This window comes from Streptomyces sp. NPDC043812 (assembly GCF_056436245.1).
The window spans coordinates 1-19204 of record NZ_JBWKCY010000022.1 but is presented as its reverse complement, the minus strand read 5'-3'; the positions used below and the strand labels follow the sequence as shown (position 1 = coordinate 19204).

Annotated in this window: 10 protein-coding genes; 7 read left to right on the top strand and 3 right to left on the bottom strand. The window is 72.8% G+C overall.

Annotated features, from left to right (window positions below):
• Nucleotides 1-11: 11 nt before the first annotated feature.
• Together AC067Z_RS28320 and AC067Z_RS28315 are read right to left on the bottom strand one after the other, a co-directional pair.
• Entirely contained in the window at nucleotides 12-155 is a 144-nt protein-coding gene (locus AC067Z_RS28320) for a hypothetical protein (RefSeq protein ID WP_478792461.1), read from the bottom strand.
• A gap of 193 nt (nucleotides 156-348) precedes the next feature.
• A complete protein-coding gene (locus AC067Z_RS28315) occupies nucleotides 349-1242 on the bottom strand; it encodes a LysR family transcriptional regulator (RefSeq protein ID WP_478792460.1) in 894 nt (297 codons plus the stop codon).
• A gap of 348 nt (nucleotides 1243-1590) precedes the next feature.
• Between AC067Z_RS28315 and AC067Z_RS28310 the strand changes: the two genes are divergently transcribed.
• From AC067Z_RS28310 to AC067Z_RS28280, 7 genes are read left to right on the top strand one after another with little or no spacing between them, the layout of a single operon-like run.
• Nucleotides 1591-8346 (top strand): SDR family NAD(P)-dependent oxidoreductase, encoded by a 6756-nt coding sequence (locus tag AC067Z_RS28310; protein WP_478792459.1) that lies wholly within the window; start codon nucleotides 1591-1593, stop codon nucleotides 8344-8346.
• Complete coding sequence (locus tag AC067Z_RS28305; protein WP_478792458.1) at nucleotides 8339-12769, top strand: beta-ketoacyl synthase N-terminal-like domain-containing protein; 4431 nt, start codon at nucleotides 8339-8341, stop codon at nucleotides 12767-12769. Before AC067Z_RS28310 ends, AC067Z_RS28305 begins: the two co-directional genes overlap by 8 nt.
• A complete protein-coding gene (locus AC067Z_RS28300) occupies nucleotides 12766-13068 on the top strand; it encodes a phosphopantetheine-binding protein (RefSeq protein WP_478792457.1) in 303 nt (100 codons plus the stop codon). Before AC067Z_RS28305 ends, AC067Z_RS28300 begins: the two co-directional genes overlap by 4 nt.
• Nucleotides 13069-13075: 7 nt before the next feature.
• A complete protein-coding gene (locus AC067Z_RS28295) occupies nucleotides 13076-13891 on the top strand; it encodes an alpha/beta fold hydrolase (protein WP_478792456.1) in 816 nt (271 codons plus the stop codon).
• On the top strand, nucleotides 13888-15054 hold the full coding sequence (locus tag AC067Z_RS28290; protein WP_478792455.1) for a glycosyltransferase: 1167 nt from the start codon (nucleotides 13888-13890) through the stop codon (nucleotides 15052-15054). Before AC067Z_RS28295 ends, AC067Z_RS28290 begins: the two co-directional genes overlap by 4 nt.
• Entirely contained in the window at nucleotides 15051-16910 is a 1860-nt protein-coding gene (locus AC067Z_RS28285) for a methyltransferase domain-containing protein (RefSeq protein WP_478792454.1), read from the top strand. Before AC067Z_RS28290 ends, AC067Z_RS28285 begins: the two co-directional genes overlap by 4 nt.
• A gap of 5 nt (nucleotides 16911-16915) precedes the next feature.
• On the top strand, nucleotides 16916-17812 hold the full coding sequence (locus AC067Z_RS28280; RefSeq protein ID WP_478792453.1) for a galactokinase: 897 nt from the start codon (nucleotides 16916-16918) through the stop codon (nucleotides 17810-17812).
• A 79-nt stretch (nucleotides 17813-17891) separates the two neighbouring features.
• Here the strand turns inward: AC067Z_RS28280 and AC067Z_RS28275 are convergent, their stop codons facing one another.
• The gene (locus tag AC067Z_RS28275) at nucleotides 17892-18296 is read right to left on the bottom strand and encodes a hypothetical protein (protein WP_478792452.1); all 405 of its coding nucleotides are present in this window, start codon (nucleotides 18294-18296) and stop codon (nucleotides 17892-17894) included.
• Between the last annotated feature and the right edge of the window lie 908 nt (nucleotides 18297-19204).

Here is a 19204-nt window from a genome sequence, read left to right as displayed (position 1 = left end):
CTGTCGCCTCCTCATGTCCAGACGAATCGTAGCTCGCCGAGAGCACCGGTTTCGATGAGGATGGTCTCGATGCCGTGCCGTCGCGGATGGTCCCGCAGCCGGCCGTACTCCACGCCTTTGGCGTCCAGCGTTCCCACCAGCGCAACCGTCGCCATGACATCCGTCCTCATGGCCGTCGGCAGCCGCGGTAAGAAACAGATCGCGACACGGCGTCACAACGCCAAGAGCCTGGTCGGAAGCCGGCCGTCGGGGCGCCGAACCATCAGCGACGTCGAGCACTCCAGGCGCCAAGCGTGTACCGCCGGCTGGGCATGGGCCGATGCCCGGCAGGCACGAGGACCCGTCGCCCTATCTCGCAGGCTCCCGCACCGCCGCGTTGTGCCGGGCGTGCGAGAGGAACGCGCGAGCGGCGCGGCTGAGCGGGCGGCGCGGGTGCACGATGTCGACGGCACGCAGCAACGGCGGTGTGAACGATCGGACTTCCACGCGACTGCCGAAAGCCCGTAAGACCATGTCCCGGTACCAGATCAGCGAGCCACGACCGTCCGCGACGCTGGTCACCCACGCCGGCCGCTCGTCCGACTCGACCACCGCGACGGGCCGTACACCGAGCCGGCCGAACATCGCATCGAGCTCCGCGCGAGGGCCGGTACCGGGCGTCGGCAGCACCATCCGCAGACCGTCGAGCATGCGGAACGGAACCGGATCGGGCAGCCCCGAGCCGGGCGGCGAGATCAGCACGATCTCCCGGTCCTGCAGATGGTGCGTGGACAGTTCTTCGTCGACCGGCAGATCGACCAGCGCCAGCTCCGCCGCGCCGTCGGTCAGGGCCCGTGCGAGCGCCTCGCGGCTGTGGTGCTGGAGCAGCCGTACGTCGATGGCGGGATGGCGCTCGGCGAAGGAGGGCACCAGGTCGGCGGCGAGATCCAGCGAGAGCGTCGGTGTCGCGGCGACCGTCAGCGAGGCGCGCGAGCAGCCCGCATGCGCCGGACGGATGTCCTCGATCGCCTCCACGGCGTCAAGGACGGTGCGGGCCAGCCGTACGACACGAGCGCCTTCCGGCGTGAGTGTCGCGCCCGAGGTCCTGCGTTCGAGGAGCTCCACCCCTAAGTCGCGTTCGAGCGACTGGATGGACCGGGAGAGCGCGGGCTGGGCGACGTAGACCGAGTACGCCGCGGCCGTGATGGATCGGCAGTCCGCAACGGCGACGAGGTAACGCAGCTGCTGAAGTGTGGGGGTCATGTGCGGACGGTAGCCCTGGGGTGTTGCAGGTGTAAGAGCGCGAATGGGAACAAACTCCCGTCAGCACGGGGGAGTTGAGGTTGCTCCGCAGGCGCAGGCCATACCTCTGTGGCATGGCTGGCGGCTGAGCGTTGACTCTGACGGCCGACCGCCGCAGGATTCAACGCGGCATGGCGGGTTACCGCCCGGTACCGCCTTGACGGACAGGAGCCCGTGCCTCCTGGACCCGTCGCGGTGCGCCTTGTCATGCCTGCGTATCCGGGGTGCCGTGCCACCGGTATTCCGTGGACATGAGGCACATGCGCCACGCTCCCTCGCCCGGCCCTGCTCGGAACCCAAGGAGAGCCCGTGATCCCTCACCCCACCCTCCGGCACGCCGTACGGGATCTCGTCGTCGTGGTGAGCCCGTTCGAGGAGCCCGACGCGCGGATGGTCGCGGCCGCGGAACGCGCCGGCGCGCTGGGCCTGCTCGACCTCGGCAGGGATCGTGAACGGGCGCGGGCCGCGATGGACTCACTGCGCGGACGGGGGTACGGCGTACGCATACCGGCCGGGTGCCTCGTCGCACCGGACGAACTGCCCGACGCAGTGGACACCGTCCTGCTCACCGCGGAGCACTGGCGCACCGGAACGACACGGTGGGGGGCGCGCACGGCCACGCGCAGGGTATGGGCCGAGGTCGTCGACGTCGCCGAGGCCCGTGCCGCCGTCGCCGCCGGAGCGTCCGGACTCGTTGCCAAAGGACACGAGGCGGGCGGCCGCGTGGGCGAACTGACCACCTTCGTCCTGCTCCAACTACTCCTTGCCGACGCGGAGTTGACCGTGCCGATCCATGCGGCAGGGGGCATCGGAACGCACACGGCAGCCGCAGCCGTCGCGGGCGGGGCCGTCGGCGTCGTACTCGACACCCAGCTCGCCCTCACCACCGAAGGCGCGGCAGGGCTGCCCGGCGACGTCGAGGCCGCGATCCGGGCCATGGACGGCAGCGAAACCACTGTCGTCGCGGGCCACCGCATCTACACCCGCCCCGATCTGGCACCCGTTCAAGGCGACGTCGCCGAACAGCTCGGCGCCCGCGGTCTGCGCATCCAGCCGCTGCCCGTCGGCCAGGACGGAGCCGCCGCCGCCCGGCTCGCCGCGCGCCACCGCACCACCGGCTCCGTCGTACAGGCGGTGCGAGCGGCCATCACCGGCCACCTCGAAGCGGCCGTACGGGCCCGTCCGCTCCAGCCTCGCCCCGGCGAAGGCCGTCTGCCCGTCGCCCAAGGGCCCATGACCCGCGTCAGCGACCGGCCCGCCTTCGCCTGCGCCGTGGCCCGGTCGGGCGGGCTGCCCTTTGTCGCGCTGGCCGTGATGAACGGCCCCGACGTACGCGAACTGCTCACCGAGACCGCCGCACGCCTGGCCGGCCGCGACTGGGGCGTCGGCCTGCTCGGCTTCGCGCCCGACGAGCTGCGCCGCGAGCAGCTCGCCGCCGTCGCCGACGCCCGCCCCCCGTACGCGATCATCGCCGGCGGCCGGCCCGCGCAGGCCGCCGAGCTGGAGGCCGCAGGCACCCGGACCTATCTGCATGTGCCCTCACCAGGACTGCTGGAGCAGTTTCTCGCCGAAGGCGCGCGGCGGTTCGTCTTCGAAGGGCTGGAGTGCGGCGGCCACATCGGCCCGCGCGCCGCCTTCCCGCTCTGGGAGGAGCAGATCGACCGGCTGCTCGCGTGCCCGTACGCCGCCGAACTCGACGTGCTGTTCGCCGGCGGCATCCACGACGAGCGGTCCGCCGCGATGGCCATGGCCGCCGCAGGCCCGCTGGCCGAGCGCGGCGCCCGCACCGGGGTCCTCATGGGCACCGCCTATCTGTTCACCGAGGAGGCCGTCACCGCAGGAGCCGTACTGCCCGGCTTCCAGCAGGAGGCCATCGGCTGCGAGGCCACCACACTCCTGCACACCTCCCCGGGCCATGCGACCCGGTGCGCCACCACGCCGTACGTCGACGCCTTCACCGCCACCGCGGAACGGCTGCGGCAGGATGGCGCGAGCCCGAGCGAGATCTGGGCGGAACTGGAGAAACTCAACCTCGGGCGGCTGCGGCTCGCCAGCAAGGGCCTGCGCCGCACCGAGACGGGACTCGTGCCGGTGGACGAGGCCGTGCAGCGCGGTGAGGGCCTGTACATGCTCGGCCAGATCGCCACCGCACGCACCGCCGTCACCACCGTCGCCGAACTGCACACCCAGGTCACCGACGGCGCGACACAGCTGCTGGAAGAGCGACGCGAGGAGCTGCGAGCGGGCGCGCCGGCGTCCGGTCCCGAGGAACCGCTGGACATCGCCGTCGTCGGCATGGCCTGCCGCTATCCCGGCGCGGACGACCTCGCCGCGTACTGGTCCAACATCGTCGCCGGCACCGACTCCGTCACCGAAGTCCCGGCCGACCGCTGGGACCCCGAGATCCACTACGACCCCGACCCGGCACGCGCGGGGGAGCGCACCCCGTCGCGGTGGGGCGGGTTCCTTTCGGCCGCACCGTTCGACGCGCTCGCGCACGGCATAGCTCCCGCCTCACTCGGCAGCATCGAGCCGGTGCAGCTGCTCGCACTCGACACAGCTGCCCGCGCACTCGCAGACGCCGGATACGCGGGCCCGCGGCAGTTCGACCGCTCCCGCACCTCCGTCGTCTTCGGCGCCGAAGCGGGCACCGACCTCGCCGGGGCGTATGGCTTCCGCACCCTGCACCCCGGCTATCTCGGCCAACTGCCGCCCGAACTCGACGAGCAGTTACCCAAGCTGACCGAGGACTCCTTCCCCGGAGTCCTCGCGAACGTCATCGCCGGACGCGTCGCCAACCGACTCGACCTCGGCGGCGCCAACTGCACCATCGACGCCGCCTGCGCGTCCTCGCTCGCCGCACTCGACCTGGCCTGCAAGCAACTGCGCGACCGTGACAGCGACATGGTGCTCTGCGGAGGCGCCGATGTGCACAACGGCATCAACGACTACCTGATGTTCGCCTCCGTGCGCGCCCTGTCGCCCACCGGCCGCTGCCGGCCCTTCGACGCATCCGCCGACGGCATCGCACTCGGCGAAGGCGTCGCCTGCGTCGTCCTCAAACGCCTCGCGGACGCCGAACGCGACGGCGACCGCATCTACGCCGTCGTCAAGGCCGTCGGCGCGTCCAGCGACGGACGATCCCTCGGCCTCACCGCGCCCCGGCCCGACGGACAGCGACGGGCCCTGGAACGTGCCTACCGGCGCGCGGGCATCGCACCCGCCGAGATCGGCCTGGTGGAAGCACACGGCACCGGAACCGTCGTCGGCGACAGCACCGAACTCGCCGTCCTCACCGAGGTCTTCGCAGACTCCGGGACGGGATCCTGCTCGCTCGGATCCGTCAAGTCGCAGCTCGGCCACACCAAATGCGCCGCGGGCCTGGCCGGACTGATCAAGGCGGCACGCGCCGTGCACTCCGGCGTACGGCCGCCGACGCTGCATCTGGCCGGCCCCAACCCCGACTGGAAGCCCGACGCCAGTCCGTTCTTCTTCGACACCGAGGCCAGGCCGTGGACCGCGCCCCCGGGAAAGCGCTTTGCGGGCGTCAGCGCCTTCGGCTTCGGCGGAACCAACTACCACGCGGTGCTCGCCGGTCATGAGGACGGACCCGACGGCGGCGGTGAGCCCTGGCACGGCATGGACGCCTGGCCCGCCGAGCTGTTCTGCTTCCGCGGAGCCGACCGGGACGCCGCGCTCGGCGCCGTCGACCGCCTCGCCGCGCGACTGGAGCAGAACGACGCGGCCGGCCGGCCCTGGCCCCTGCGCGACCTCGCCGCCGAGACCTCGCGCGGCGAGGGAGCCATCCAGATCGCGGTCGTCGCCACGGACCTGGACGACCTGCCCGCGAAGCTGGACCGCGCCCGGACCTTTGACTCCGGCGACGGCGTCCACGTGCGCGACGCCACGCCCGCTTCCGGCGGCCGGTCCGCCTTCCTCTTCCCCGGCCAGGGCAGCCAGCGCCCGGGCATGCTGAACGACCTGTTCATCGCCTTTCCCCACCTGCGCGGGCCGCTGTACGAGGCGGATCCACGCCTCGCGGCCGCGATGTTCCCGCCCGCCGCCTTCACCCCCGAGCAGCGAGCCGCCCAGCGCGCCGCCGTCACCGACACCCGCACCGCCCAGCCCGCCCTCGGCATCGCGGGCGCCGCCGCACACCAGTTGCTCACCTCGCTCGGCATACGTCCCGACTGCACCGCAGGCCACTCGTACGGCGAACTCGTCGCGCTCTGGGCCGCCGGTGCGTACGACACCGAGACGCTGCTGCGGCTCAGCAACCGGCGTGCCGATGCCATCCTCGCCGCGGCGGGCGACGACCCGGGAGCGATGGCAGCGGTGTCCGCGGCGCCGAGCGAGCTGCCCGAACTGCCGCCCGGATGCGTCCTCGCCAACCACAACGCACCGGCGCAGAGCGTCGTCTCCGGCCCGACCGCGGCGGTCGACGCCGCGATCGGAGCGCTGCGAGACGCCGGAATCAGGGCCGAACGCATCCCGGTCGCCTGCGCGTTCCACAGCGAGGTCGTCGCGGCGGCAGCGGATGCGCTGGCTTCCGAGCTGGCCGCTGCGCCCGTCACCGAGCCCGACATCCCTGTGTGGTCCAACACGACCGCGAGCCCCTACCCGGTCGAGGCGTCGTCCGTACGGGCGCTCCTTGCGCGTCAACTCGCCGAACCCGTGCGGTTCGCCGAACAGATCGAAGCAATGTACGCCTCGGGAGTGCGGACCTTTGTGGAGGCCGGCCCGGGCCGGGTGCTCACGGGCCTCGTCGGCCGCATCCTGGGCGACCGGCCGCACACCGCGGTGCCGATCGACATCGCGGGCGAACACGGCCTGACCCGACTGGTGAACGCGCTGGGCGAACTGGCCGCCGCCGGCGTCCCGTTCGACCCGGAGCCCTTGTTCGCCGGCCGCGCCTCCGCCCTGCCCGCCGAGCCGCCCCGCCGAGCCGGATGGCTGGTCGACGGCCACCTCGTCCGCACGGCGGACGGCGTTCCGGTGGCGGGCGGACTGCTCCCGGCACGCCGGGTGACACCGGTTCCTCCGGCGGCGGAGGCCGTGGACCGGCGTGAGGACGCAGTACTGGAGTACCTGCGCGGGGCACGGGAACTCGTGGCCGCGCAACGAGATGTGCTGCTGGGGTACCTGGGCGCCGATGCCGGTCCGAGAGCAGTGTCGGAGCCGCTGCCGCTGCCGGAGCCGCAGGCGGTGCCTGTGCCAGTGCGGGCCGACTCCGAGGAGCCCGCTGCCGGCCATCCTCCCCTGACGCCCGATCAACTCCTGGACACGGTCCTGGAAATCGTCCACGTCAGGACCGGCTACCCGAGGGAGATGCTCGACCCGACGCTGGATCTGGAAGCCGACCTCTCGGTCGACTCCATCAAGCGAGTGGAGATCATCGGCGCGCTGGCCGACCGGATAGGGCTGCCACGGGGAGCGGACGGCCCGGCGAATTCGGCCGTCGAGGAACTGTCCCGGCTGAAGACGATCGGCGGGATCGTCGACTGGATCGTGACACGGGACGCGGCGGCGGAAGCCGTGGCGGCCGACGGGCCGGTGCGCGCCGCCGGCCCTCCGGCCCCCGAGGAAGCGGCGACGGCCCCGGTGCCGCTGCCGGAACGGCTGGTCGTCGAGGTCGCCCCCATCGGGCCGGCCACCACCCGCGACCCCGCCGACGTACTCCCCGGACTGCGGCTCGCCGTCGTCGACGACGGGCTCGGTGTCGCCGCCGCCCTCGCCGCCGCGCTGGAGTCCCACGGCGCAGAGGTGCGCACACTCCACCCGGACCGGCTCGCGGACGCTGCAGGAGCAGACGGCGTCGTGGACCTCAGCGCCCTGCGACCCGCCCCCGCGCCCGTGCTCCCGGAGAACTTCGCCGCGCTGCGCGACATTCTGACCGCAGGAACGCACCGGCTCCTGCTCGTCACCGGCCGCGGCGGAGACTTCGGCCGGACCGGCGCGCCCGACCCCGTCCCCGGCGCCGGACTGTACGGCTTCGCCCGTACCGCGACGATCGAGCACCCCGGCACCGCAGTACGCGCCGTCGACGTCGACCCCAAGGACCGCCCCGAGCGGATCGCCGCCCATCTGATCGCCGAACTGTGCGCCCCCGAGGAGCCGTTGGTCATCGGCTACACCAACGGCACCCGCAACACGCTGCGGACCGTGGCCGCACCCCTGCCGGTCACCGAAGCGATGCCACCGCTCCCGATCGGCCGTGACGCCGTCGTCCTCCTCACCGGGGGAGCCCGTGGCATCACCGCCCGTACGGCCCTCGCCCTCGCCGACGCGACCGGCTGCCACATCGAAGTCGTCGGGCGCACCCCACGGCCCGAGGACGCCGAGGACCCCGCCGTCGCCCACGCCCACGACCGTGTGTCCCTGCGTGCCGCCCTGTTCGGGATAGGTCTGCGCACACCCGCCGAAATCGAGAGCGAGGCAACACGCATCCTCGCCGCGCGTGAGGTGCGTGCCACGCTCGCCGCCCTCAACAGCACAGCCGCCTCGGTGCGTTACCACGTCGCCGACGTGACCGATGCCGAAGCCGTACGCGCCGTCGTGCACGACATCCGTACGCGCCACGGCCGTCTCGACGGCATCGTGCACGGCGCCGGAACCATCGAGGACCGCCGGCTCGCCGACAAGGACCCGGCATCCTTCGCGCGGGTCTTCGCCACCAAGGTCGACGGCGCCCGCCACCTCGCCCACGCCGCCGCCGACCACGGCGACGGACCGGCCCCCGCCTTCCTCGCACTCTTCGGCAGCGTCGCCGGTGTCTTCGGCAACCGCGGCCAGGCCGACTACGCGGCCGCCAACGAAGCCTTGGACACGCTCGCCACCACCCCCGCCTGGTCACGCCGGTTCCCCGGCCGTGTGCTGGCCGTCGACTGGGGCCCGTGGGCAGCAGAGGCCGGCGGCATGGTCACACCCGAGCTGGAACGGATGTACGCGAGCCGCGGCATCCCGGTCCTCGATCCGGCAGCGGGGACCGCGGCGTTCCTCGCCGAACTGGCGCACGGCACCGAGGGGCAGGTCGTGCTCATGGCGGGGGAGACCTCCCATGGCTGACGGCGGGCCCCGCCCGACCGACGCCGCCATCGTCGGCATGGGCGCGGTCTTCCCCGGCGCCGGGGACCTGGCCGCCTACCGGCGGAATCTCTTCGCCGGCACCGACGCGATCAGCGATGTGCCGCCAGACCGCTGGGACCCCGAGGTCTACTACGACCCGGGCGCGTCGGAGGGCCTCGCCCGCAGCGACCACTTCTACTGCCGGCGCGGCGGATTCATCGACGACCTCACCGCGTTCGATCCGACCCGCTTCGGCATCATGCCCGCGGCCGTGGCGGGCGCGGAGCCCGATCAGCTGCTGGCGCTGCGCGTCATCGCCGAGGCCGTGGCCGACGCGGGAGGCGAGGAGCGGCTGCCTGCCGACCGTTCCCGCATCGGCGTGATCCTCGGCCGCGGCGGGTTCATGGGCGTCGCCACCGCCCGCCTCGACCAGCGCGTACGCACCGCCCATCAGCTCGCCGCGACCCTGCGTGAACTCGTACCCGAACTCGGCGACGAGCGGATCGCCGCCGTACGCGACGCCTTCCAGGCCGGGCTCGGTCCCGAACAGCCTGAGGCATCCATCGGCCTCGTGCCGAGCTTCACCGCGGCCAGGGCCGCCAACCGGCTCGACTTCCGGGGCCCCGCCTACACCCTCGACGCCGCCTGCGCGTCGTCGCTGATCGCCGTCGAGCAGGCGGTCGGTCTGCTGGCGAGCGGGAGCTGCGACGTGGTGGCCGCCGGAGCCGTGCACCACTGCCATATCGCCACGCTCTGGAGCGTCTTCACCCAGCTGCGGGCGCTGAGCCCGAGCCAGCACATCCGCCCGTTCGACCGCCGCGCCGACGGCACGCTGTTGTCCGAGGGCACCGGAGTCGTACTCCTCAAACGCCTGGCCGATGCCGAACGCGACGGCGACCGCGTCTATGCCGTCGTACGGGGAGTGGGCGTCGCGGGCGACGGCCGGGCCGCGAGCCTGATGAGCCCGCTGGTCGACGGCCAGGTCCGTGCTCTGCGGAAGGCCTGGTCGCAGGCCGGCCTCGACCCGACAGCGCCCGACGCGCTTGGTCTGCTCGAGGCGCACGGCACCGGAACGCCGGTCGGCGACGAGGCCGAACTCACCACGCTCGGCGAGGTGTTCGGACGGCGCGCTCCGGGCTCCGAACCGGTGGCGATGGGCTCGGTGAAGTCGATGCTCGGCCACACCATGCAGGCGTCCGGGATGGCCGGGCTGATCAAGGCGGTACTCGCCGTGCACCACGGGACGCTGCCGCCGACCCTCCATCTGGAAGAGCCGCACGAGGGCTTTGCCGGGACACGGATGCGTCCGGTGACGGAGGCGGAGCCCTGGCGGCGGGGGAGCGGGCCGCGCCGGGCGGGGGTGAACGCGTTCGGGTTCGGCGGGATCAACGCGCATGTGGTGCTGGAGGAGGCACCGGGAGCGGTCGTCCCGGCCGGCCGTGTCCGACGGCCCGTGTCGGCCGACGTCACGCTGCTGGCCGCCGCGACTCCTGCCGAGCTCGGCCGTCTGGTCGAGGCGCTGCCCGGAGATGACATGCCGTCGTCGGCCGGACCCTGCCGCCTCGCCGTCCTCGGACTGACCCCGAAACGCCAGGCGCTGGCCGCGGCGGTCGTGGCTCGTGGCAGGCCGTGGCGCGGTCGCGGCGGCGTCTGGTTCACCCCCAGCCCGCTGCTCGCGCGCGACGGCCGGCTGGCGTTCGTCTTCCCCGGCCTGGAGCCGGACTTCGCGCCGTACGTCGCCGACGTCGCCGACCACTTCGGCCTGCCCCGGCCCGCCCTGACCGACGGCGGCACGCTGGTGGAGCGAGCGGTGGACGCCATCGCCGTCGGCCGGTTCTTCGCCCGCGTTCTGCCCGAACTCGGTATAGAGACCGACCTGTTGGCGGGTCACAGCTTGGGCGAGTGGACCGCGATGGTGGTCGCCGGGATGTACCCGCAGCGGGCCGTCGACACGTTCCTCGACTCGCTACGGCCGGGCGATCTCGATGTTCCGGATCTGGTGTACGCGGCCATCGGCTGCGGATCCCGGCAGGCGGCCGACGTGTTGGAAGGCCTGGACGGAGTGGCCGTCAGCCACGACAACTGCCCCCACCAGTCGGTGCTCTGCGGAGAGCCCCGCCCGGTGGGGGAAGCGCTGCGGCGGCTGGCCGGGCAGGGTGTGCTCGCGCAGGAGCTGCCGTTCCGTTCGGGCTTTCACACGCCGATGTGGGCGCCGTACCTCGACCAGGTCCGCGCCGCGTTCGGCCGCCTGCCGCTGAGGCCCCCGACGGTGCCGGTCTGGTCGGCGACCACGGTCGCGCCGTACCCCGCCGACGAGCGCGAGGTACGGGATGTGGTGCTCCGCCACCTGCTGGAGCCGGTGCGTTTCCGGGAGCTGACAAGCCGCCTGTACGCGGAAGGCGTGCGCGCCTTCGTCCAGCTGGGGCCGGGCAGCCTCCCGGGCTTCGTCTCGGACACCCTGCACGGCCGCCCCCACCTGGCGGTCTCGGCGGGTGCGTCCCGGGGAGACACCGGTCTCGCCCAACTCCGCGCGGTGGCGGCGGCGTTGTGGACGGAGGGCCTGGACATTCGCTGGGACGCTCTGGTCGAGCGCGAGCCGACGTCTGTTGCCGTGATGAGCACCGCGCCGGTGGCGCCGATGGCTGCCGCCGCCTCCTCGAAGCACGCCGGCCCCGCGCCCCGCTCCATGCCCCTCGACCTCGGCTCGCCCCTGATCTACCTCGGCCCCGCCGCGCCTCCGCTCCAACTGGCCGGACCGCCCCGGACCGCCCACCCCCACCTGGCCGATCGGCCGCGACTGCAGTCCGCCCTCGACGCCGTGCTCGACGAGGCCGAAGACGCGGCGCGCGCCGTCTCCGACCGCTGGCGTACCCCGCCGGCGTCCGCGGCCACGACCCGACGGCTGTCCCTGGACACGATGCCCTACGTCCGCGACCACTGCGTCTACCTCCAGCCCGACGCCTGGCCCGAGCCCTCCGACCGCTTCCCCGTCGTCCCCATGACCACCCTGCTCGACCTCGCCGCGGACGCCGCCCTCGAATCGGTGCCGCAGACCACCGTGACCGGTTTCGACGACGTACGGGCTCTGCGCTGGCTGCCCGTCGCGCCCCCCGTCGACGCGGAGTTCACCGTCACTCCACAAGCCGGCGGGCGCGTGCGTGTGGAGATCGGCGGGTGCGCGAGCGTCACCGTCGTGCTCGGAGCCCGCCACCCCTCCCCTCCCGCACCCGACTCTTCCGCACTGACCCGCGAAGGGCCGGCTCCCGTCAGCGCCGAGGCCCTCTACCGCGACCGGTGGATGTTCCACGGTCCCGGCTTCGCCGGAGTCCACGAGGTGTCCGCCGTCGCCGACGACGGCATTCGCGGCGTGCTGCGCGCCCTGCCCGCGCCCGGCGCGCTGCTGGATGCGGCCGGTCAACTCCTCGGCCACTGGATGCAGTTGCGGCTGCCGGTCGACCGGCTGGTGTTCCCCGCGTCGCTTGAGCGGGTCAGCCTGTACGGACCGGTGCCCCGCGACGGCTCGCTGATCCGCGCCACCGCCCGCATCCGCTCCGTGCGGCCGGACGCCGTACAGGGCGACGTGGAGCTCGTCCGCGCGGACGGCACCCTACTGGCCCGGCTGGACGGCTGGACGTACCGGCGCTTCGCCGCCGACGAGCGGGTGTGGCCGATGAAGTTCACGCCGGAGATCTGCGGCATCGGCGAGCCGCAGCCCGACGGCTGGTGTCTGGCCCGGCGCCGCTGGACCGATCCCGCCTCGCAGGAACTGGTGATGCGGCGCTATCTCGGCGCCGCCGAGCGGGCGGCGTACGAGCAGCGCGCGCCGCGAGCCCGCGCGGCCTGGCTGCTCGGGCGGATCGCCGCGAAGGACGCCCTGCGCCACCTCCTCTGGGACCGCGGTGCCGGACCCCTGTTCCCCGTGGAGGTCACCGTCGGCAACGACGAGGCGGGCTGCCCGCACTGCGAGGGCCCGCTCACCGCGGGGCTGCGGATCTCGCTGGCCCACAAGGACCGCCTCGCGGTGGCGTATGCCCACCCCACCCACGCCGTCGGCATCGACATCGAGACCGTCACCGAGGACCCCGCCGCCCTGAGCCGTATCGCGCTCACCGCCGACGAACGGCGGCTCGCCGAGAGGCTCGACGCTCGCGACGGGCACGGCGAGGCGCACGCGCTCACCACACTCTGGTGCGCCAAGGAAGCAGCGGCCAAGGCGGAGGGCACCGGCCTCGGCGGACGCCTTCGGCAGTGGACCGTCACCGACGCAGCGGCCGGGCTCCGCGTGGTCTCGCCGGAGGGCCGCGCCCATTGCGTACGCACCGAAACCGTGCACGACCTGTCCGGACCGGACACCGCACCCACCCCGCACGTCGTCGCCTGGACCGTACCCCCCACCCCCGACCCGGACGGAGCCCAGCCATGACATCCGACCCCACGGCGATACGAATACTCGCCGAGATCACCGCCATGCTCGTGCAGACCGTCGGCGACGAGTTCCTCCTCGCGGAAGAGGTCACCTTCGAGACCACCTTCAACGAGGACCTGGCGCTGGAGAGCATCGAGTTCGTCGCGCTCGCCGAACTGCTCCAGCAGCGTTACGGCGCCGCGGTGGACCTGATCACCTTCCTGGCCGAGAAGGACATGGAGGAGATCCTGGCGCTGACGGTCGGCGACCTCGTGGCCCACATCTCCGGCACCCCCGTGTCGGCTCCGGCCGGCTGAGCACGCGATGGCCGAGATCCTCGCCAACTCCCTACGCTTCCATGTCCACCGGCTGCCGGCCGCCGACATATCCGGTGACACGGGCGCGACCGCCGTCTTCCTCCACGGTCTGGTCGTCGACAACCTCTCCAGCTTCTACGCCACCCTCGCAGTCCCGGCCGCACGGGACGGGCACGACATCGTCCTGTACGACCTGCGCGGCCACGGCCGCACCGAACGCCCGCCCACCGGCTACGACACCGCCACGGCGGTACAAGACCTGACCGCCCTGCTCGCGGCCCTCGGACTCGACACCCGCCCGGTGACCCTCATCGGCAACAGCTACGGCGGCACGATCGCGCTGCGTACCGCACTGGCGCGGCCCGATCTCGTCGCCGGGCTGATCCTGATCGAGGCACCGCTCAGCGGCCCGTGGATCGAGAACATGCTGGACACGCTCTCCGTCGCGGCTCTCGACCTCGAAGGCAGCAACGTACCGAAGGAACTCGCCTCGCTCGGAGCGCGCAAGGCGGCCCGGCTGACGGCGACCGCCGACGAGCTCCTCAACCGGACGTCGCTGATCGACGACATCGCGGCGGGCCGGGTGTTCACGGCCGAGGACTTCGCGCAGGTGCGCTGTCCGGTGCTGGCCGTGTGCGGTGAGCACTCCGAACTCGTCCCCGGTGCCGAGGAATTGGCCCGGCACGCAACCGACTGCACCGTCCGTGTCCTGCCCGGTCTGGGGCACGACGTACTGCAGGGCGGCACCGACGAGCTCCGCCGGGTCGTGCTCGACCGGCTGGCCGCTGCTGCCCGCCGACAGCCCGAGGCGGTGACGGTATGAGGGCGCTGTTCGTCGTGCCGCCGCTCGCCGGGCACGTCAACCCCACCGTCGCCGTCGCCGCCGAACTCACCGCGCGCGGACACGAGGTCGCGTGGAGCGGCCCAGCCGAGGTCCTGTCCGGGCTGCTGCCCGCCCACGTCACGCTCCTTGCGTCCGGCGACCACGGACCCGGAGGCTATGGCGCGCTGCACGGCCGCTGGCGCGATCTGCGCGGCGTCGCCGCACTGCGCTTCCTCTGGCAGGAGGCGTTGATCCCGCTCGCCCACGCGATGGTTCCCGGCGTGGAGGCGGCGGTCGACGCGTACGACCCCGATGTGCTCGTCGTCGACCAGCAGGCGCTCGCCGGGGCCGTGGTCGCGCGGCGGCGCGGACTGCCATGGGTGACATCCGCGACGACCACGGCCGAGTTCACCGGGCCGTTCGCCGGATTCCCGAAGGTGGGGGAGTGGGTGACGGACCGGATCGCCGGATTCCTGGCCGACCGCGGCATGCCCGTCGACTGGGATCCGCGGTTCTCGGACCAGCTGGTCCTGGTCTTCTCCACTCGTGAACTGGTCGGCGGGGACGGCACGTTCCCCGATCACCATGCCTGGGTGGGACCCGCCCTTGGCTCCCGTCCCTCCGATGCCGCTTCGTTCCCGTGGCAGCGACTGGATCCCGTACGACGCCGGGTGCTGGTCTCGCTCGGCACGCTCAACCGGGAGGCAGGCGGCCGCTTCTACTCCGCTGTCCTGAAGGCCGCGGAACGGCTGGCCGAGCAGGTGCAGCTGATCGTCGCAGCGCCCGCGGACGTGGTCGGCGAGGTGCGTGAGGACCATGTCCTGCTTCAGGAGTACGTCCCCCAACTCGCCCTGCTGCCGCATCTCGACGCCGTGATCTGCCACGGCGGACACAACACCGTCTGCGAGACGCTCGCCCACGGTCTGCCGCTGGTCGTCGCGCCGGTCCGGGACGACCAGCCGATCATCGCCCAGCAGGTCGCGGCGGCCGGGGCCGGAGTCCGGGTGCGCTTCGGCCGGCCTCGCGCCGACGAGATCCGGGCCGCGCTCACCGCAGTGCTCGACGACCCGGACCACCGGCGGGCCGCCCGCCGTATCCAGGCATCCTTCGCGGCGGCCGGCGGCGCCGCGGCCGCGGCCGACAGGTTGGAGAAGCTCACATGACACCGTCTCGTACCCGCCGCGTCCCCTGGACCGCCGTCGCCGTTCTGGCGGGCCTCACCGCGGGCACGGTGCGCGCCCGCCGCCGGCTGGCCGCTGTACCCGTCCTGGACATGACCGTCGAGAGTCACCCCACGGACGGCTGGCACGTGATCGCGGCCCGGGGCGTCGAAGTCGACAAAGCGACGGTGAGTGCCGCAGTCGCCCACGCGGAACGTACCGGTCTCGAAGTCCTCGACCTGCTGCCGGGCAGCCTCGACGCGGAACGCGCGCTGGGCCTCCTGCGCCTGCTGGAGATCGGCGACGGACGCTATGCGCGCACGGCGCAGCCGCGCGGCGCGGGACATGCCGTCCTGGTCGCCGAGGACGTCCGCACGCGCGCGGGCATCGACACCGACGACGACCTCACCACCGCCGAACTGCACACTCTGCTCGGCCGGTTGAAGGACTACGCCCCGGCCTCCACCGGCATCGCCATCGCTCCGGGACTGGCCGCCCCGGCCCGTGAACCCGCTCGGCGGGCAGCGGAGTTACGCGCCCAAGGGCTGCCGCCGGGCGTGGTGACCGCGGCCCAGCTCGCAGGTCTTGCCCTGCTGGCACGCGCGGCCGTCAAGGACGGCCGGTGGGGTGTGGCGGCGCTCGCGCTGTACTGGCTGCAGCCCTCGCTGATCCTGGGCCGCCCGGACAGCCCGCTGCGACCGGCCGATCTGCCGCGCGCCACCGCGGCGCGGCCGCTGCACTCCGTCCACACCATGCTGCGAACGGCCACCAGCGGGGGCCCGTCCCGGTCCGGTCCGACTCCGGAGATGGAGGCGCTGCGGCCCCTGTACGCGGCCGAACTCAAGGCCGGCACCGAGCGGTTCTTCGAACCGCGCCGCCCCGACTGCCCCTGGTGCGGCTCCGCCGACCTGTCCGTACGCACCCGGATGCCGGATCTGTTCCAGGCCAAGCCGGGCAGCTTCACCCTCGAGGAGTGCGGGGTGTGCGGGCATGTGTTCCAGAACCCGCGCCTGTCCCTGGACGGTCTCGACTTCTACTACCGCGACTTCTACGACGGCCTCAGCGTGAGCAGCGCGTCCCACGTGTTCGGCCAGATGAGCCGCTCCTATCTGGCCCGTGCGGAAATGCTCAAGCCGTACGGCACCCCGTCCGCCTGGCTCGATGTGGGCACCGGGCACGGTCACTTCTGCAACAGCGCGCGCGACGTCTGGCCCGAGACGCGCTTCGACGGCCTCGACATGGCCGCCGAGGTCCGGGGCGCACAGGCCCGCGGCTGGATCGGCACGGCTCACTGCGGGCAGTTCCCGGAGCTGGCTGCCGGGCTGGTGCACCGCTACGACACGATCAGCATGTACCACTACCTGGAACACACCCGTGACCCGTTCGCCGAACTCGACGCCGCCGCCAAGGTGTTGCCTCCCGGCGGGCATCTTCTGATCGAACTCCCGGACCCCGAATCACGCCTCGGCCGCATGCTCGGCCCGTACTGGCTGCCGTGGTTCCAGCCCCAGCACCAGCACCTGATCCCGGTCGGCAACCTCCGCGATGCGCTGGCCGACCGCGGGTTCACGGTGCTGGCCGAGGAACACGGCGCGGCCCACCAGTCCTGCGACTTCGTCGGCGCGGTCCTGCTCGCCGCGAACCGGATCGCGCCCAGTCCGTACGCCCCGTGGGGCCCGGGCAGCGCGACCCTGACCGGCCGGGCGATCCGCCGTGGCGTCTGGACGGCTTCGCTGCCGTGCTTCGCCGCCGCCGCAGTCCTGGACAAAGTCCGCGCTGCCACGGCCCGCGTCACCGACGGCGGCAACGCCTACCGTCTGCTGGCCCGCCGCACACCGACGCTCGACGAGCCGAGGTGACGGCGATGAACCCCGAGCCGGTCGGGCCGCTCGGCATCGCCCGGCGGCACACCGCCGACCCCCTCTTCCGACTGGTCGCCTACGCCCTGGAGGCCGCCCACGACCGGCCACCGGCCACCGTGTGGAGCGCTCCGCACGCCTTCCACCTCGGGTCACCGCGGCTTGTTGCCGCGGCCGGGTGGCCCGTGGCCGCCGCAGCCGCGCCCCGCGACGACGGGATCGTACGGCTGAGTTCCCTCGCCCATCCCGCACACAGCTGCGAACTCCCGCTCACCGGACCGCCGCTGCCACACCCCGAGTGGGCAGCTCGCACCTACGCCCTGCTGCGCGCCATGGCCGGCGCCGGATACGGCAGAGGCGGCCTCGATCTCCACATCCACTCGACGCTGACCGCCGCGACCGGGCTGTCCAGCGCCGAGCCGCTGGAGTGCGCCGTGGCGCTGGCGGTCGCCGATCTGCACGCCGGCCGCGCCCGGCCACGCCTGCCGCGCGGCCGGCTGGCCGCCCTGGCCCGGGCGGCCGTCCCCGAAGGGGACGAAGTGCTGCGCGAGGCGGCGCTGTTCGCGCGGCCCGGACAAGCACTGATGCTCGGCCGCGGCACTCGGCGCCGGGTCCGCTTCGACCCGGACGCACATGGTTCGCGGCTGACCCTGCTGGTGACCCGTGGCGACGAGCCCGCGCCGGACGAGATCGAGCACGCGGTGGCCTGCGCCCGGCGAGCCGGTGCGACGGCCGCCTGGTGGCCCGGGCTGCGGCCGGAGCGCAGCGCTATGGTCCTGCTGCCGCGGGAGCGGCTGACGGATATCCGTACCGCTGTGACCGAGGAGTTCCGCGACCGCGGGCTGCGCGTACCGCGGCTGGTGAACATCACCGTGGCAGGCGCGGCCCGCCGCGAGGAGTGAACGGGCGTGCAACCGGCCGCCGGGTGGCGTGCGCGCGCGGAGCCGTCCGTCGGGCGGCTCCGCGTACGACGCGTCGGGTTCAGTCGGTGATGTACCAGTCGTCCTTGAGGTACTCCAGGGTGTAGCTGCCGAGGTTGCTCTCGGAGAAAGTGACCGAGGCCCTGACCGCTTCGACCGGCATCTCGATCTTGTCGGGCTTGTGCACGACGATGCGCTGCGGGTCGACCGTCGCGGTCTGCAGGGCCTTCTTCTGCACGGGCGAGATCATCTGGAACACGGCGGCGTACGTCGACGTGCACGGGCCCAATCCCTGGTCCTGTGCCTTCTTCGCGGCCGGCGCGGCCACTTCGCAGACCGTGCCGATGTCCTCACGGCCCAGGGCGTGCAGGTACAGCTCGTACCGCTGGATCGCACCCTCCTTCGTGCTGGGCGCGGGCTGGTCGCCGGTCGGCTCGGCCGACGGCTTCTCGGTCCGAGCGGACACGGACGGCATGGCCGACGGCTCTTCCGTCCGCGTGGACGCGGACGGCTGCGAAGGCTTCGCGTCCGTGTCCTGCTTCGATTCATCCGGACCGCACGCGCACGCCACCAGCGCCACACAGGCCGATGCGGCCACGCTCACCATCGTCCGCGCTCTCATTCGGTCCCCTCACCACCAGCCGACAACACCTCAAGAGATCACGCAGGATCCGGGGGAACGGTTCCCGAGCCTGTCCAGGCCGGACGCCGGCCGGTCACGGAGGGCCGCGAGTCCGCCTGCGCCGCTGTGAGAGGACCCAACACGCCACCACCAGCACGGACACACCAACCTGCCATGCCGTCACTGACACCCACCCACAGGGGCTGCCCCCTGGGTTTGATCCGCTTTGACGAACGACCGAGATCAGGGGGTTCTGCCCCGGGAGGATCTCCATCATGGAGAGCAAGGGGAAGAGGAAGCCTCGGCCTCGCCGTTCGTTCACGCCGGAGTTCAAGGCCGGGATCGTCGAGCTGTTCCGACGTGGTGACCGTTCGGCCGGGATCTCCGAAATGGCTCTGGCCGCAGTTTCGTGAATGATCTTGAGGGAGCCGTCGGTCTCGCGGTGCCGCTAGGAGAGCCCGCTGAGGTCAAGCAGTTCATGAAGGCGTTCAGCAGCTGAGCCTGCCGTCCTCCTCCGCAGCGATGTCGTCGACGGTTACCCACTGCTGGACAACGAGCTTTCGCACGTTCAGGATCTCCTCGCGTAGGTAGCGGTCATATTGGTTCCGGCCGGGTGGTGGGGCTTCTCCGGTCGAGGCAGGGTGGCTCGCTCCATGGGCCGGATGGTCATCACTTCGACGTTCCTGGCTCGTCGGACCGCACGCTGTTGCCACTCTGCTGCTGACGTTCCGCACGCTGCTGGACGAGTTCCT